The organism is Pseudomonas sp. OE 28.3 (genome assembly GCF_014268205.2).
GTDB classification, from domain to species: domain Bacteria; phylum Pseudomonadota; class Gammaproteobacteria; order Pseudomonadales; family Pseudomonadaceae; genus Aquipseudomonas; species Aquipseudomonas edaphica.
The window spans coordinates 15,079-31,583 of the sequence record NZ_CP077082.1 but is presented as its reverse complement, the minus strand read 5'-3'; the positions used below and the strand labels follow the sequence as shown (position 1 = coordinate 31,583).

The 16,505-nt window shown below is 60.0% G+C and carries 15 protein-coding genes and 1 pseudogene; 7 read left to right on the top strand and 9 right to left on the bottom strand.

What is annotated here, in order from left to right; all coding sequences use genetic code 11:
• Positions 1-18: 18 nt before the first annotated feature.
• Complete coding sequence (locus HU759_RS00160; protein ID WP_017135847.1) at positions 19-387, top strand: DUF4870 domain-containing protein; 369 nt, start codon at positions 19-21, stop codon at positions 385-387.
• 58 nt (positions 388-445) lie between these two features.
• On the opposite strand, the gene HU759_RS00155 is transcribed toward HU759_RS00160, so the two are convergent.
• Complete coding sequence (locus HU759_RS00155) at positions 446-1,225, bottom strand: exodeoxyribonuclease III (protein WP_003176915.1); 780 nt, start codon at positions 1,223-1,225, stop codon at positions 446-448.
• 82 nt (positions 1,226-1,307) lie between these two features.
• Here HU759_RS00155 and pyrE point away from each other — a divergent pair, with 82 nt between their 5' ends.
• Entirely contained in the window at positions 1,308-1,952 is a 645-nt protein-coding gene (gene pyrE, locus HU759_RS00150) for an orotate phosphoribosyltransferase (protein ID WP_017135848.1), read from the top strand.
• Between the two features lie 168 nt (positions 1,953-2,120).
• Here the strand turns inward: pyrE and argB are convergent, their stop codons facing one another.
• The 4 genes and pseudogenes from argB to coaBC all read right to left on the bottom strand — a co-directional run bounded on the left by argB (position 2,121) and on the right by coaBC (position 6,379).
• Positions 2,121-3,026 carry an acetylglutamate kinase gene (gene argB / locus HU759_RS00145; protein WP_015886532.1) on the bottom strand — a complete coding sequence of 302 codons (906 nt, stop codon included), beginning with the start codon at positions 3,024-3,026 and terminating at the stop codon, positions 2,121-2,123.
• 20 nt (positions 3,027-3,046) lie between these two features.
• Positions 3,047-4,468: pseudogene (locus tag HU759_RS00140) on the bottom strand (phosphomannomutase/phosphoglucomutase); the annotation flags it as partial.
• Positions 4,469-4,709: 241 nt separating this feature from the next.
• Entirely contained in the window at positions 4,710-5,165 is a 456-nt protein-coding gene (gene dut, locus HU759_RS00135) for a dUTP diphosphatase (RefSeq protein ID WP_099550262.1), read from the bottom strand.
• A gap of 5 nt (positions 5,166-5,170) precedes the next feature.
• Positions 5,171-6,379: a bifunctional phosphopantothenoylcysteine decarboxylase/phosphopantothenate--cysteine ligase CoaBC gene (gene coaBC, locus HU759_RS00130; protein ID WP_015886530.1), complete on the bottom strand. Its 1,209-nt coding sequence runs from the start codon at positions 6,377-6,379 to the stop codon at positions 5,171-5,173.
• 143 nt (positions 6,380-6,522) lie between these two features.
• On the opposite strand from coaBC, the gene radC reads away from it, so the two are divergent.
• Complete coding sequence (gene radC, locus HU759_RS00125; RefSeq protein WP_017135851.1) at positions 6,523-7,197, top strand: DNA repair protein RadC; 675 nt, start codon at positions 6,523-6,525, stop codon at positions 7,195-7,197.
• A 57-nt stretch (positions 7,198-7,254) separates the two neighbouring features.
• On the opposite strand, the gene HU759_RS00120 is transcribed toward radC, so the two are convergent.
• On the bottom strand, positions 7,255-8,847 hold the full coding sequence (locus tag HU759_RS00120) for an ABC transporter substrate-binding protein (protein ID WP_017135852.1): 1,593 nt from the start codon (positions 8,845-8,847) through the stop codon (positions 7,255-7,257).
• A 458-nt stretch (positions 8,848-9,305) separates the two neighbouring features.
• Between HU759_RS00120 and rpmB the strand changes: the two genes are divergently transcribed.
• On the top strand, positions 9,306-9,539 hold the full coding sequence (gene rpmB / locus HU759_RS00115; RefSeq protein ID WP_003176907.1) for a 50S ribosomal protein L28: 234 nt from the start codon (positions 9,306-9,308) through the stop codon (positions 9,537-9,539).
• 11 nt (positions 9,540-9,550) lie between these two features.
• Positions 9,551-9,706 carry a 50S ribosomal protein L33 gene (gene rpmG / locus HU759_RS00110; protein ID WP_003176906.1) on the top strand — a complete coding sequence of 52 codons (156 nt, stop codon included), beginning with the start codon at positions 9,551-9,553 and terminating at the stop codon, positions 9,704-9,706.
• 71 nt (positions 9,707-9,777) lie between these two features.
• Here the strand turns inward: rpmG and HU759_RS00105 are convergent, their stop codons facing one another.
• A complete protein-coding gene (locus tag HU759_RS00105) occupies positions 9,778-10,140 on the bottom strand; it encodes a cupin domain-containing protein (protein WP_017135853.1) in 363 nt (120 codons plus the stop codon).
• Positions 10,141-10,370: 230 nt separating this feature from the next.
• Here HU759_RS00105 and HU759_RS00100 point away from each other — a divergent pair, with 230 nt between their 5' ends.
• A complete protein-coding gene (locus tag HU759_RS00100; protein ID WP_170036705.1) occupies positions 10,371-11,864 on the top strand; it encodes an aldehyde dehydrogenase in 1,494 nt (497 codons plus the stop codon).
• 180 nt (positions 11,865-12,044) lie between these two features.
• The gene (locus HU759_RS00095; protein ID WP_170036707.1) at positions 12,045-13,187 is read left to right on the top strand and encodes an MFS transporter; all 1,143 of its coding nucleotides are present in this window, start codon (positions 12,045-12,047) and stop codon (positions 13,185-13,187) included.
• 127 nt (positions 13,188-13,314) lie between these two features.
• Here the strand turns inward: HU759_RS00095 and HU759_RS00090 are convergent, their stop codons facing one another.
• A complete protein-coding gene (locus HU759_RS00090) occupies positions 13,315-14,883 on the bottom strand; it encodes a phospholipase D family protein (protein WP_170036709.1) in 1,569 nt (522 codons plus the stop codon).
• A 61-nt stretch (positions 14,884-14,944) separates the two neighbouring features.
• A complete protein-coding gene (locus HU759_RS00085) occupies positions 14,945-16,369 on the bottom strand; it encodes a PLP-dependent aminotransferase family protein (protein ID WP_099550264.1) in 1,425 nt (474 codons plus the stop codon).
• Positions 16,370-16,505 lie beyond the last annotated feature (136 nt).

The window sequence follows — 16,505 nt, the reverse complement described above, 5'->3', positions numbered from 1 at the left end:
GCCTCAAGGAGAAGCGCCATGAATGACAGCCAAATGCCCGTACCTACGCCTTCCTACGAAGTGCGCCAGGGAGCCATGTTGTGTCATCTCGCGGCGTTTCTGGGGTTTGTGTTCCCCTTCGGCAGTGTCGTGGGGCCGCTGATCCTGTGGCAGATGAAGAAGGAAGTGGACCCGTTCATTGATGATCAGGGCAAGGAAGCCCTGAACTTCCAGATCACCGTAGCCATCGCCTGGATGGCGTGCATTGTGCTGGCCTTCGCGGTGATCGGGTTTTTCCTGATGTTTGCCCTGGCAATCGCCACGGTGGTGCTGACGATCATCGGTAGCATCAAGGCCAACAAGGGGATTGCCTATCGCTACCCCTTGACCTGGCGAGTGGTCAAATAATGAGCAGGCACAAAAAAACCGACAGCGATGTCGGTTTTTTTGTGCCCGGAAAAAGACCTTAGATGGTCAGCGTCCAGTCGTAGTCCACGATCAGCGGCGCGTGCTGCGAAAAACGCGGCTGACGCGGCAGACGTGCGCTGCGAACGAACCGGCGCAGACCTGGGGTCAGCAACTGGTAGTCAAAACGCCAGCCCAGGTTGAGCATCTCAGCCTGTTCGTTATCCGGCCACCAGCTGTACTGGTCGCCTTCACGGCTGACTTCGCGCAGGGCATCCACATAGCCCATGTTGCCGACAATCTCGTCCATCCAGGCCCGTTCCGGCGCCAGGAAACCCGGTGATTGCTGGCTGTCGCGCCAGTTCTTGATATCCAGCTTCTGTTGCGCCACGTACAGCGAGCCACAGTAAATGTACTCGCGACGTTTGCGTCGCTGTTTATCCAGATAACGGGCGAAATCGTCCATTAGCTTGAACTTCTGGTTCAAGTCTTCATCGCCGTTCTGCCCCGAAGGGAGCAGCAAGGTCGCGATGCTGACCTTGTCGAAATCGGCTTGCAGGTAGCGCCCGTAGCGGTCGGCTGTCTCGAAGCCGAGGCCGCTGATGACCGCCTTGGGTTGCAACCGTGAGTACAGAGCCACGCCACCTTGGGCAGGGACTTCGGCATCACAGGCATAAAGGAAGTAGCCATCCAGTTGGAAGGCTGGGTCGTCCAGTTCAAAGGCGGAGGCGCGGGTGTCCTGCAGGCAGATGACGTCGGCATTCTGTGCTTGCAGCCAACTGAGCAAACCACGCTCGACTGCAGCCTGAATACCATTGACGTTCACACTGATGATCCGCATAAATGGCCCCAAAAATCGCGTGCGTGTATGATACACGCCGTCTACCTAATTAGCTAAATCCGTGGTATCTGAGGCTTTTTTCATGCAGGCGTATCAACGCGATTTCATTCGTTTTGCCATCGATCGCGGCGTTTTACGCTTCGGTGAGTTCACTTTGAAGTCCGGGCGCACCAGCCCTTACTTCTTCAATGCAGGCCTGTTCAACTCGGGTTCGGCCCTGGCTCAGCTGGGTCGTTTCTATGCGGCAGCCATCGTCGATAGCGGTATTTCCTTCGACGTGTTGTTCGGGCCAGCTTACAAGGGCATCCCTCTGGCGGCCGCTACGGCCGTGGCCCTGGCTGAACATCATGAGCTGGATTTGCCATGGTGCTTCAACCGCAAAGAGGCCAAGGCTCATGGCGAAGGCGGCAGCCTGGTCGGTGCGCCACTCAAGGGCGACGTGCTGATCATCGACGATGTGATCACCGCCGGCACCGCCATCCGTGAAGTGATGCAGATCATCGCGTCCCAGGAAGGTGCCAAGGCCGCCGGCGTGCTGATCGCGCTGAACCGCCAGGAGCGCGGCAACGGTGAGTTGTCGGCAATCCAGGAAGTGGAGCGTGATTTCGGTATTCCGGTGGTGAGCATTGTTTCGTTGAACCAGGTGCTGCAATACCTGGAAGATGACGCGCAGCTCAAGCAGCATTTGCCTGCAGTGCGTGCGTACCGTGAGCAGTTCGGCGTCTGACACCGAACCCCTGTGGGAGCGGGCTTGCCCGCGATAGCGGTATGTCAGGCGGTGCAGTTCTTGAATGTGCCGCCGTCATCGCAGGCAAGCCAGCTCCCACATTGGAACTGTGAAAACAAAAAAGGCCCCGCTCAATTTGATTGAGCGGGGCCTTTTGGTTTTTGGCGTTTAAGGCCGCTTGCGGTTACTGATCAGCGTACCCACACCCGTATCGGTGAAGATTTCCAGCAGGATCGCATTCGGCACGCGGCCATCCAGGATCAGCGAACTGCCCACGCCGCCTTGCACGGCTTCCAGCGCGCAACGGATCTTCGGCAGCATGCCGCCGTAGATGGTGCCATCGGCAATCAGCTCGTCCACTTGTTGAGTGGTCAAACCGGTCAATACCTTGCCTTCCTTGTCCATCAGCCCGGCGATGTTGGTCAGCAGCATCAGCTTCTCGGCTTTCAGTGCTTCAGCCACTTTACCGGCGACCAGATCGGCGTTGATGTTGTAGGACTCACCGTTGGCGCCCACGCCGATGGGCGCGATCACCGGGATGAAGTCGCCCTTGACCAACAGGTTCAGCAAGTCGGTATTGATGCCGATTACTTCGCCTACCTGGCCGATGTCGATGATTTCCGGCTGGGTCATTTCCGGCGTCTGGCGGGTCACCGTCAGTTTTTTCGCGCGGATCAGTTCCGCGTCCTTGCCGGTCAGGCCGATGGCACTGCCGCCATGGCGGTTGATCAGGTTAACGATGTCCTTGTTGACCTGGCCGCCAAGGACCATCTCCACCACGTCCATGGTTTGCGCGTCCGTGACGCGCATGCCATCGATGAAGTGACTCTCGATCGACAAGCGCTTGAGCAGGTCACCGATTTGCGGGCCGCCACCATGGACGACCACCGGGTTGATCCCCACGGCTTTCATCAACACGATGTCGCGGGCAAAACCGGTTTTCAGCTCGTCGCTTTCCATGGCATTGCCGCCGTACTTGATCACCAGCGTCTTGCCGACGTAGCGTCGAATGTAAGGCAACGCTTCGGACAGGACCTTGGCAGTGTTGGCAGCGGCTTCGCGTTCGAGGGTCATTCAGGGCTCCGGTAAAAAAATCAGAACGGTAATTGGAGATCAGGGGCAACACGTTTCAACTGGGCGTGGAACACGTCCTTGATGCGCTGCAACTCAGCCTCGGTATCCGCCTCGAAACGCAGGACCAGCACCGGTGTGGTGTTGGACGCGCGAACCAGGCCCCAGCCTTTGGCGTAATCGACTCGCACACCATCAATGGTGGTCAGGTTGGCGCCTTCGCCCCATTGCGCATCGTGCAGTGCGTCAATGATGCTGAATTTGCTCTCCTCGGTCACATGTATATTGATCTCTGGCGTAGAAATATCGTTCGGGAAGGTCTGAAACAGCTCTTGCGCCGTGGATTTTTCCTTGCTGAGGATCTCCAGCAGACGGGCGGCGCTGTAAATGCCGTCGTCGAAACCGAACCAGCGCTCTTTGAAGAACACGTGGCCGCTCATTTCACCGGCCAACAGTGCGCCGGTTTCCTTCATTTTCTTTTTGATCAACGAATGACCGGTCTTCCACATTAGCGGGCGACCGCCATATTCCTTGATCAACGGCGTGAGGCGGCGGGTGCACTTCACGTCGAAGATGATTTCGGCGTTGGCATTGCGCGCCACCACGTCACGGGCAAACAGCATCAGCAGGCGGTCGGCGAACACGTTTTCGCCGGTGTTGGTCACCACGCCAACACGGTCGCCGTCACCGTCGAACGCCAGGCCCACGTCGGCGCCGGTTTCCTTGACCTTGGCGATCAAGTCCACCAGGTTTTCAGGCTTGCCTGGGTCCGGGTGATGGTTGGGGAAGTTGCCGTCGACGTCGCAGAACAGCGGGATCACTTCACAGTTGAGGGCTTCGAGCAGTTGCGGAGCGATCACGCCAGCCGCGCCGTTGCCGCAGTCCACCACCACTTTCAGGCGGCGGGCCAATTTGACGTCGCCGGTGATCTGGTCAGAGTAGCGTTGCAGAATGTCGACTTTGGTGACACTGCCTTTGCCGCTGGTCAGGTCGTTGGTCTTGAGGCGGTCGTGCAGGGCCTGGATCTGTTCGTTGGCCAGGGTGTCACCGGCGATGACGATCTTGAAGCCGTTGTAGTCCGAGGGATTATGGCTGCCGGTGAGCATCACCCCGGACTTACCGGCCAGTACGTTGGCCGCGTAGTACAGCGCTGGTGTCGGCACCAGGCCGACGTCGCTGACGTGGCAACCGCTGTCAGCGAGGCCCTGGATCAGTTGTTCCACCAGCTCCGGGCCGGACAAGCGGCCATCACGGCCTACCGAGACATTAGGTTCGCCCTGGGCCAGGCTCTGGGCTCCGATGGCGCGGCCGATCCAGTAGGCGGTTTCGGCGGTCAGGGTCTTGGGCACCACGCCACGAATGTCGTAGGCGCGGAAGATGCTGTCGGGGAATGTCGGGGCTACTCGGGCTGCGGTACTCATCGCGGGGGTGAACTCCATCTGAAGGGGGGCAAAGCTGGCCTTAAAGTGGCTGACCGGCAGGCTCAAACTGAAGGGTATGACGGTGTTTTCGGCAGAGAGTTCGTGGTGCAAAAATGCCATCGGCGTGCCGAGGCACTTTGGGAAAACGCGTAATGCATTGATTTCATTGTGGAAATTTCGCTGAATAAATCCGCACATTCTTCATCCTGAATAGCCATGCGGTGGCGTCTTGCCGGACAACTGCATCCGGCAAGGTTCAGCTTAGTCAGTGGCTGCCGGAATGCCCAAAACCACCTGCGCCGCGCTGAGTTTCGTCGAACTCCTGCACCAGTTCGAAGTGTGCCTGTACCACCGGTACCAGCACCAACTGGGCGATGCGCTCGCCGACAGCGATGTTGAACGCGGTGTTGCCACGGTTCCAGCACGACACCATCAATTCGCCCTGATAGTCCGAATCGATCAGGCCTACGAGGTTGCCCAGCACGATGCCATGTTTGTGGCCCAGGCCGGAGCGCGGCAGGATCAATGCCGCCAGGCCTGGGTCGCCGACGTAGATCGACAGGCCGGTAGGAATCAGGATTGTCTGGCCTGGCTCAAGGACGGTGTCTTCCTTGAGCATGGCGCGCAGGTCCAGGCCGGCGGAGCCCGGAGTGGCATAGGCCGGCAGAGGAAATTCGTTGCCGATGCGGGGGTCGAGGATCTTGGCTTGCAAAGCGTGCATGTAAATTAAACCTGGTTCAGCCGTTGGGCGATAAATGAGATCAGTTGGCGGGCAATCTTGCCCTTGCTGGTCTGGGCGAAAAGGGTGGCGTGCAGCTCGCGGTCGATCACGCTGCAGGCGTTTTCCTCGCTGTTGAAGCCGATGCTCGGGTTGGCGACATCATTGGCAACGATCAGGTCGAGGTTTTTGTCTTTCAATTTGCGTGCGGCGTAGTCCAGCAAGTGCTCGGTTTCGGCGGCGAAACCGACACTGAACGGGCGGTCCGGGCGCGTGGCGATGGTGGCCAGGATGTCCGGGTTGCGCACCATTTGCAGGAGCAGGCCGTCGCCGCTTGTAGGGTCTTTCTTAAGCTTTTGCGGGGCGACGACTTCCGGGCGGTAGTCTGCAACCGCTGCCGAGGCGATAAACAGGTCGCAGGGAATGGCCGCTTCACAGGCCGCCAGCATGTCCCGGGCGCTGACTACGTCGATTCGTGTGACGCGATCAGGGGTTGGCAAGTGCACCGGGCCGGTGATCAGGGTGACGCGTGCGCCTGCCTCGACCGCGGCTTCCGCCAAGGCAAAGCCCATTTTTCCTGAGCTATGGTTGGTGATGTAACGCACCGGGTCGATGTTTTCCTGGGTCGGGCCGGCGGTAATCAGCACATGTTTGCCCGTGAGAGCCAGGTGCTGAAAGCACTCGGCGGCGCACAGCGCGAGGTCAGTAGCCTCAAGCATGCGGCCCATGCCCACGTCGCCGCAGGCTTGGCTGCCCGAAGCCGGGCCAAATACTTTAAGGCCACGGCTTTGCAGGAGTTGGGTGTTGGCCTGGGTGGCCGGGTCGCGCCACATGGCCTGGTTCATGGCCGGTGCGATGGCGACGGTGGCGTCGGTGGCCAGTACCAGAGTGGTCAGCAGGTCATCGGCGATGCCTTGGGCCAGGCGGGCGATCAGGTCGGCGGTGGCCGGGGCGATCAACACCAGGTCGGCCCATTTTGCCAGCTCGATGTGGCCCATGGCAGCTTCGGCCGCCGGGTCCAAAAGGTCCAGGTGAACCGGGTGCCCAGACAAGGCCTGCATGGTCAGCGGGGTGATGAACTCACTGCCACCACGGGTCATGACCACGCGCACTTCGGCGCCCTGGTCCAGGAGCCTGCGAACCAGTTCTGCGCTCTTGTAGGCGGCAATGCCGCCGCCGACGCCGAGAACGATGCGTTTCCGATACAGACGCTGCATTGGTTTGCCTTTCCAGTTCAGTGATGCCAGTTCAGTGACGCCTGCGATGCCCCCTCCCCAGGGGAAATCACATGCAAAAAAGAGGGCTTAAGATAACACAGCGACCGCCAGGCAACAGCGGCGCACGTGCAGAGGGAGGCGGGATGAGTATTCGCGATTGGCCTGTGGCGGAACGCCCACGGGAGAAGCTTTTGGAATGGGGCGCGGCGAGTCTGTCGGATGCCGAGTTGTTGGCGATCTTCCTGCGTACCGGGGTTTCCGGCAGAAGCGCAGTCGACCTGGCGCGCCATCTATTGGCGCAATTCGGTGGCCTGCGCCCGTTGTTGGAGGCCAGCCAGACGCTGTTCAGCCAGCACTTGGGGCTGGGGCCGGCGAAATTTGCCCAGTTGCAGGCGGTGCTGGAAATGTCTCGGCGGCATATGGCCGAACGCTTGCGTGCCGACTCGGTGCTGGAAAGCCCGCTGGCCGTACGTGAGTACCTCAAGGCCTTGCTGCGCCACGAGCCCCACGAAATATTCGGCTGCCTGTTTCTTGACTCAAAGCACCGGGTGCTGGGCTTTGAGGCGCTATTTGAGGGCACCATCGACGCGGCCATCGTTTATCCGCGACAAGTGGTCAAGCGCGCGCTCGCTTACAACGCGGCGGCTCTTATCCTGTGCCACAACCATCCGTCCGGGAGCGTCGAGCCAAGTGCGGCTGATCGAAAATTAACCAAAATATTGCAAAAGGCCTTGGAGTCGGTAGATGTGCGGGTGCTCGACCACATCATCGTGGGAGATGGCGACCCGCTGTCGATGGCGGAATACGGCTGGTTGTAGGATGGGAGCAGCTGCAAGGTTGAAGCTGCAAGCCACAAGCGGCTTGCAGCTTGCAGCTTAGGGCTTGACGCTGACCTTGGAGAAATCCTGGCGCCCAAACGGGCTCACCTGGTAGCCGTCAACATTCTTGCGCGTCAGGGCGAATGCGGTGGGGTGTGCCAATGGCAGCCACAATGCCTGCTGCTGAATCTGAGCCTGGGCCTGTTGGTACAACTTGCTGCGCACGCCTTGTTCACTGGTGGTCTTGCCGGCGCTGATCAGCTTGTCCAGGGCCGGATCGCAGTAGCGGGCAAAGTTGGTGCCGGATTTTACCGCAGCGCATGAGAACTGCGGGGTGAGGAAGTTATCCGGGTCGCCGTTGTCGCCGGCCCAGCCCATGAACAGCAGGTCATGTTCGCCGGCTTTGGCGCGGCGGATCAGTTCGCCCCATTCGATTACGCGAATCTCGGCCTGGATGCCGACTTTGGCCAGGTCCGCTTGCAGCAACTGGGCACCGAGGTTGGGGTTGGGGTTCAGCAGGCTGCCAGTGGGGCGAGTCCAGATTGTGGTCTTGAAGCCGTTCTTGAGTCCGGCGCGCTCCAGCAGCGTCTTGGCCTTGGCGATGTTCTGTGGATAACCTGGCAAGTCCTTGGCGTAACTCCAGGTATTGGGTGGGTAAATGCCATTGGCTGCTTCGGCGGTGCCTTCAAATACGGCCTTGAGGTAGCTGTCTTTGTCGAAGGCCAGGTTGATTGCCTGGCGCACTTCGGGCTTGTCCAGCGGCGGGTGCTGGCTGTTGATCGCGACGAATGCGGTCATGAAGGCCGGGGTTTTTTCTACTTTGAGTGCAGGATCTTTCTCGGCTTCACTCACATCCAGTGGCTTGGGCGACAGGGCGATCTGGCATTCATCGCGATGCAGCTTTTGCAGGCGCACGTTGGCATCCGGGGTGATGGCGAAGATCAAGTTATCCACAGCCGGTTTGCCAGCAAAGTAATCCGGGTTGGCTTTATAGCGGACCACGGCATCCTTCTGGAACCGTACAAACACGAACGGGCCGGTGCCGATTGGCTGGCTGTTGAGTTTTTCAGGCGTGCCGGCCTTGAGCAGTTTGTCGGCGTATTCGGCCGGGTAGATCGAGGCAAAACCCATGCTCAAGGCGGCGAGGAAGGTGGAGTCGGCGTGATCCAGGGTGAAGCGCACGGTTAATGGGTCGAGAGCATCGATCTTCTTGACCAATGCGGGTAGTTGCAGCGACTGCGCATGGGGGAAGCCGCTCTGGGCGATCTTGTGCCATGGGTTGGCCGGGTCGAGCATGCGTTCAAAGCTGAAGCGTACGTCTTCGGCAGTCAGGGTGCGGCTTGGATTGAAGTACTCGGTGCGGTGGAACTTCACGTTCGGGTGCAGTTTGAAGGTGTAGGTCAGACCATCGGGCGACACTTGCCAGCTGTCCGCCAGGCTCGGCACCAGCTTGCCGGCCGTGGCGTCGTAGTCCACCAGGCGGTTCATCAGCACGTCGGCCGAGGCGTTGGTGGTGGTCAGCGAGTTGTACTGCACCACATCGAACCCTTCGGGGCTGGCCTCGGTGCAAACGCTCAGATTGGTGGCGGCAGAGGCCAGCGGCGCGATAAATAGAGGGGCGAGCAATAGCGGTAGGGCAGCGAGGCGCATATTCGGTTTCCTTTGCAGATCGAAGGCCCATCTGCGAGTGCAGTCTGGAAAAAGCCTACCGTAGTGGTCTGATTGATAAATGACTAGCCCATTTTTGCCTGTGCTTTTGGCGCAAATGCTGTTTTGATGGCGCCTCAGCGCGTTTCGCCTTGTACTTTTGTGTGCGGGCGAGCGCGGTAAATCATTCTGTGCGACGAGTGGTCGGCTGTTACAGCGGCCCCTCCTGGCAACGGTTCGGGCGTCTATTGCCAAGATTTACGCCGGTAAAAACACACGGGCTGTTGTTGCATTGGGGTCTTTCTGGTATAAAGCAGCGCTCTTTTCTAGGGGCCCGGTTCCTTCACTGTAGGTGTAGCCGGTAAGACCCTTAAAGAAACGCGGCGCCTGGCGCCAAATGACTGAGAGATTAAGCGGCCAACCCATGCCGGGTTGGGCATGTGGTTTTAGAGGGCTGAGGCATGTCGAGAGTCTGTCAAGTTACCGGTAAGGGTCCGGTGACTGGGAATAACATTTCCCACGCAAATAACAAAACCCGTCGTCGTTTCCTGCCGAACCTGCAGCATCACCGCTTCTGGGTTGAAGAAGAGAAACGTTTTGTTCGCCTGCGTGTATCTGCCAAAGGCATGCGTATCATCGACAAGCGTGGCATCACTGTCGTGCTGGCCGAAATCCGCGCCGCTGGCAAGATTTAAGGAGCTTTATCATGCGTGAATTGATTCGAATGATCTCTAGCGCCGGTACTGGTCACTTCTACACTACCGACAAGAACAAGCGTACTACCCCGGACAAGCTCGAAAAGAAAATGTTCGACCCGCGCGTTCGCAAGCACGTGATCTACAAAGAAGGCAAAATCAAGTAATTGATTTTCTTCCTTGTGAAAAAAAGCCCGTCTCTCACGAGACGGGCTTTTTTTTGCCTGAAATGTGCTGATCAGGCTTTCTGCTCGAACACCACGTAGATCTTGCGGCACGGCTCCAGCACTTCCCAGGTGCCGCTGAACCCGGCAGGAATTACGAAACGGTCGCCGGCACGCAAGGTCTTGGCATTGCCATCGGCATCACGCAGTACCGAAACCCCCTGCACAATCTCGCAATACTCATGCTCGCTGTAATTGACCTTCCACTGCCCGACTTCACCTTCCCACACGCCGGCGTTCATCTGGCCGCACGGGCTGTTGTAGTGGTTATAAATCGTCTGCTCGGGGTCGCCCTTGAGGATTTTTTCGGCGGCCGGGCGGTAGCGGTCCGGGGTGGTGTTGGCTTGGCTGAAGTCGACGATATCCTGGATGCTCATGTGCGTGTCCCGTCTGGCCTGCGGTTGGAGAGCCCAAAGTCTATGTTTATTAAAATGAACATCGCAAGGGCGTTTACCGCCGTTATGTCAAATATATTGAAACACCCCCAGCCGCTGGTTTAGGGTGGCAGCTGCCTTGAGCCGAACAGCAGGCTGGCCGGGCAAGAATTCTTTGAGGCTGCCGGGGGACATCACCTGGCCCTTGTATTCAATAAGAGGAGGACACTCGCATGACCACCCTGCCCCGTGCCGATTGGGAACAACGCGCCAAGGATCTGAAGATCGAAGGCCGCGCCTACATCAATGGTGAGTACACCGCTGCTGTTTCCGGTGACACGTTCGAATGCATCAGCCCGGTCGATGGCCGCTTGCTGGCTACCGTTGCCAGCTGCGACGCCGCCGACGCCCAGCGCGCTGTCGAGAACGCCCGCGCTACGTTCAATTCTGGTGTCTGGTCGCGCCTGGCGCCGGCCAAACGCAAAGCCGTCATGATCCGTTTCGCCGCGCTGCTCAACGCCAATGCCGAAGAACTGGCGCTGCTCGAAACCCTGGACATGGGCAAGCCGATTTCCGACTCCCTGGGAATTGACGTGCCTGGCGCCGCCAACGCCCTTAGCTGGAGCGGCGAGGCGATCGACAAGATCTACGACGAAGTCGCCGCCACCCCGCACAACCAGTTGGGTCTGGTGACCCGCGAGCCGGTCGGCGTAGTGGGCGCCATCGTGCCGTGGAACTTCCCGCTGATGATGGCCTGCTGGAAACTCGGCCCTGCGCTGTCCACCGGTAACTCGGTGATCCTCAAGCCGTCCGAAAAATCCCCACTGACGGCCATCCGCATCGCGGCCCTGGCCGTTGAGGCCGGCATCCCTAAAGGCGTGTTGAACGTGCTGCCGGGCTACGGCCACACCGTCGGCAACGCGCTGGCGCTGCACATGGACGTCGACACCCTGGTGTTTACCGGTTCCACGAAAATCGCCAAGCAACTGTTGATCCGCTCCGGCGAGTCGAACATGAAGCGTGTATGGCTGGAAGCGGGCGGCAAGAGCCCGAATATCGTGTTTGCTGATGCGCCGGACCTGCAAGCCGCCGCCGAATCTGCCGCGGGCGCCATCGCCTTCAACCAGGGCGAGGTCTGCACCGCCGGCTCGCGCCTGCTGGTCGAGCGCTCCATCAAGGATAAATTCCTGCCGCTGGTGATCGAGGCTCTCAAGGGCTGGAAGCCAGGTAACCCGCTGGACCCGGCGACCAACGTCGGTGCCCTGGTGGACACCCAGCAGATGAATAACGTGCTGTCGTACATCGAAGCTGGCCATGCCGACGGCGCCAAGCTGGTGGCGGGTGGCAAGCGCACCCTGCAAGAAACTGGTGGCACCTATGTGGAGCCGACGATTTTCGACGGCGTGACCAACGCCATGAAGATCGCCCAGGAAGAAATCTTCGGCCCAGTGCTGTCGGTTATCACATTCGACAGCGCCGAAGAGGCGGTCGCTATTGCCAACGACACCATTTATGGCCTGGCCGCAGCCGTGTGGACCGCTGATATCTCCAAGGCACACCTGACTGCCAAGGCCTTGCGCGCCGGTAGCGTGTGGGTCAACCAATACGACGGCGGCGACATGACCGCACCCTTTGGTGGTTTCAAACAGTCGGGTAACGGTCGCGACAAGTCGCTGCACGCGTTCGACAAGTACACCGAGCTGAAATCGACCTGGATCAAGCTGTAAGCAACACCGCAGGTCAAATGTGGGAGCCGGTTTGTGTGGGAGCTGGCTTGCCTGCGATAGCATCAACTCGGTGTAACAGATAAACCGAGGTGTCTGCATCGCGGGCAAGCCCGGCTCCCACACAAGCCCGCTCCCACACTGTTTTGTGTGATCTTGATAATTATCCACAGGAGCGTGGAAATGCGTTGGGCGACTTATTTCGCCGTGCTGGCCTCTGTCCTCAGCGTCGGCCTGGCCTTGGGCGTGAGCATGCCGCTGGTGTCCCTGCGTCTCGAAGGCTGGGGTTATGGCAGCTTCGCCATTGGCGTGATGGCCGCCATGCCGGCTTTTGGCGTACTGCTCGGCGCGAAGGTCTCCAGCCGGCTGGCCTCGTGGCTGGGCACCGCCAACCTGATGCGGCTGTGCCTGTGGGCCGGTGCCATCTCCATCGGCTTGCTGGCAATACTACCCAGCTACCCGGTGTGGCTGGTGCTGCGGCTGATGATCGGCGTGATCCTGACCATTGTGTTTATCCTGGGTGAAAGCTGGATCAACCAGTTGGTGGTCGAGCAATGGCGTGGCCGCCTGGTGGCGCTGTACGGTTGCAGCTATGCCTTGAGCCAATTGTCGGGCCCGTTGCTGCTGGGCGTACTCGGCACTGACCATGACTATGGCTTCTGGGTGGGCGTTGGCTTGTTGGTGGTCGCGCCGCTGTTGCTGCTAGGGCGTTCCGGTGCCCCAACCGCCGAGTCCTTCAGCGTGACGTTCAGTGACCTGTGGCGTTTCTGCCTGACGCTGCCGGCAATTGCCTGGGCGGTCGCCTTGTTCGCCGCGTTCGAGGCGATGATTCTGACGCTGCTGCCGGTGTATTGCCTGCAGCAGGGTTTCACCGCCGAGATTGCCTTGGCCATGGTCAGCACCGTGGTGGTCGGTGATGCGCTGTTGCAATTGCCCATTGGCGCTTTGGCCGACTACTTGCCACGGCGCACCTTGTTCTTGAGCTGCGCGGTGTTGTTGCTGGCCTCAAGCCTGGCGATTCCTTTGCTATTGCATACGCAGTTGATCTGGCCGGTGTGGGTGATCTTTGGCGCGAGTGCCGGTGGGTTGTTCACCTTGTCGCTGATCCTGATCGGTGAGCGTTATCGCGACGATGCGCTGGTGCGCGCCAATGCTCACGTAGCGCAGCTGTGGGGCATCGGTTGCCTGATCGGGCCTCTGGTAGCGGGCGCGGGCAGCCAATGGATCAGCGGGCATGCGCTGCCGCTGTTGATGGCGGCCGGGGCGCTGGGGCTGGTGGTGTTGTTGCTGCGCCAGGGCGCATTTGGCGCCGTACAGCCTGCCTAAGCATTTGAAATGCAATCAACTGTGGGAGCTGGCTTGCCTGCGATAGCGGTGTGTCAGCTTGCCCAAATGGCGCCTGATACTCCGCTATCGCGGGCAAGCCCGGCTCCCACAGTTGACCCTGTTGTTCTTACAGCATGCGCTCCAGGCCAACACTGGTGGCGAACCACGCATTAAACCTGCGCCACCAACTGCCCGGCTCCCGCGTCAGGGTGTGCAATTGGCCGTTATCCTCGGTCACCCACACCACCTGGCCATCCTGCAGTTTCGCCTCATAGCTCAACGCCGGCGCCATGCCTTGCAGCGCCAGGTTGCGCACGTGTTCCGCCAGTTCGGGGCTGTCTACCAGCACCCCGACTTCGGTGTTCCACAGCACCGAGCGCGGGTCGAAGTTGAACGAGCCGATAAACGACTTTTGCCGATCAAAGATCATCGCCTTGCTGTGCAGGCTGGAGTCCGAGCCGTGGAAGGCGCCTCGGCGAAACAAGTGTGGGCCACTGCCACCGCCCGCATCGCCCGGTTGGCGGCGCAGCTCATAGAGTTTCACGCCGTGTTCCAGCAACGCCTTGCGATAGGGCGCGTAGCCGCCGTGTACGGCAGGCACGTCGGTGGCTTCGAGGGAGTTGGTCAGCAGGCTGACTGACACGCCCGCATCGGCGCGCCCGGTCAGGTACACCAGCCCGGGTTGCCCCGGCACGAAATACGCCGAAATCATTATCAGCTCATGGCTGACGCCTTCCAGCTCCGGCGCCAGCTGAGTGGTTAGCAGTAAGCGTGGATCAGGGTCAGCCTTGGCCAGCACTTTGCTCGGCGCATCCCACAACGCCTGGTTCCAGGCCCAGATCAGCTCGCGCCGCCAGATGTCCATGCGCGGTTGTGTCTGGTAAGTGCGCAAGCGGTTATAGAGGGCGTGGTTCTGCTGGCGCGACTCAGCCAACGAGTCTTGCAGGCGTGCGCGTGCGGCGTTCAGGTCACCCTTGGACGGGGTGCTTGAGACGAAGTCGTCAATGGGCTTGCTCAGCGCGCTGTTCCAGTACTGATCAAAGCTGTGCCCGAGCTGCTCGGCCACCGGGCCGACGCTGAGCATGTCGATATCGGTGAAGTTGAGATTGGGCTCGGCATCGAAATACTCGTCGCCCAGGTTGCGCCCGCCGACAATGGCCACGCTGTTATCCGCCAGCCACAGCTTGTTGTGCATGCGCCGGTGTTGCAGCGACAGGTTGAACAGCCGGCCCATCGCCCGTGTCACGCCGGTGCTGCGGCCCAGGTGCAGCGGGTTGAACAGGCGAATCTGGATCTGCGGGTGGGCGGCGAGGGTGGCGATAACCTGATCGAGGCCGTCGCTGGTGGTGTCGTCCAGCAAGATACGGATGCGCACACCACGGTCGGCGGCCTTGAGCAGTTCATCCACGAGCATGCGCGTGCTGATGCCGTCGTGCACGATGTAGTACTGCAGGTCGAGGCTGCTCTGAGCATTGCGGATCAGTTCGGCACGGGCCATGAAGGCTTCGCTGCTGTTGGGCAACAGGCGAAAGCCCGAACGACCTTGGTACGGCGCCGCCTGGGCCTGGATCGAGCGCCCGAACGAGGATTGCGCCGCAGGCAGGGCGTCGCTGGGGATGCGCGGTGCATCGACCGTGGCGCAGCCACTCAGCGTCAGGGCGCCCAGCAGTAAAAACGGTAAAAGCCGTCGAATCATCAAAGGCACTGCTTCCAGGTCAGGGCGGTTGTGGGATATGACGGCAGATTGCGGGGAAAGGTCAGTCGGTCACCTCGGCAAGCATCTTCATCGCGGCGGCCCCGACCTTGCGCACTGCCTCTTCGATCTGCGGCGTTGGCTTGGCAGCGTAGTTCATGCGCAGGCAATTACGGTATTTGCCGGAGGCGGAAAAGATGCTGCCCACCGCCACCTGTACGCCTTGTTCCACCAGCACACGGTTAAGCTTCAAGGTATCAAAGCCTTCCGGCAGCTCGATCCATAGCATGAAGCTACCTTGGGGCCGGCTGGCACGGGTGCCGGCGGGGAAATAACGGCTGACCCAATCGAGCATCAAGTCGCGATTGCGCTGGTATTGGGTGCGCATCCGCCGCAAATGCGGCTCGAAGTGACCGTTTTTGAGGAACTCGGCGATGGCGATCTGCGGTTGCGTCGCCGTGGAACCGGTGCTGATGTATTTCATGTGCAACACCCGCTCAAGATAGCGCCCTGGCGCTACCCAGCCGATGCGCAGGCCGGGCGCCAGGGTTTTCGAGAACGAGCTGCACAGCAGCACACGGCCATCTTCGTCGAAGGATTTGATCGTGCGCGGACGCGGGTAGCTGTAGGCCAATTCGCCGTACACATCGTCTTCAATAATCGCCACGTCAAAGCGCTGGGCCAGGGTTAGCAGTGCGCGTTTGCGTGCCTCGGGCATGATGTAACCCAGCGGGTTATTGCAGTTGGGGGTCAGCTGGATGACCTTGATCGGCCACTGTTCCAGTGCCAGCTCCAGTGCTTCGAGGCTGATGCCGGTGATGGGGTCGGTGGGGATTTCCAGGGCCTTCATGCCCAGACCTTTGAGGGTTTGCATCGCGCCGTGAAAGCTTGGCGAGTCGACCGCAACAATATCGCCAGGCTCGCAAATCGCGTGGATGCTGGCGGACAGCGCTTCATGGCAGCCGGTGGTGATCACGATATCTTCGGCGGTCAACTGGCAGCCGGAATCCAGAGACAGTCGAGCGATCTGCTCACGCAACTCCATACAGCCAAGGATATTGTCGTAATACAGCCCCGGCAGGTCCTGGCGACGGCTCACCCGGGCCAGGCTGCGCAGCAGGGGCTTCATGGTCGGCGACAATACGTCCGGCATGCCACGGCCCATCTGTATGACGTCTTTGCGCGGCACGGCGCGAATCAGTTCCAGCACCTGGTCCCACTGCGAGATTTCCACCGGGCGCTGTGCCGGACGGCCGATTTCCGGCAGCGCCGGCAACTCGCGTCCGACCGGCACAAAGTAGCCCGACTTGGGCTTGGGCATCGCCAGGCCGTTGTCTTCCAGCAATCGGTAGGCTTGTTGCACGGTGCTCAGGCTCACTCCGTGTTCCACACTCAAGGCCCGCACGGAAGGCAAGCGATCACCGGGGCGATAGAAGCCCTGCTCGATGCGCGTGCCCAGTAATTCGGCGAGGTTGACGTAGAGGGTCATGGTGATCGCTCCGAGGGGACCAGTACAGATAGGCGCAAAATACAGGATTCAGCCTTTCATGGGCAGTATCTGTATGGATTTAATAAAGATTGGTTGAATCTGTAATGGTTTGGCCCGCGCGCTCATCCTAGTCACT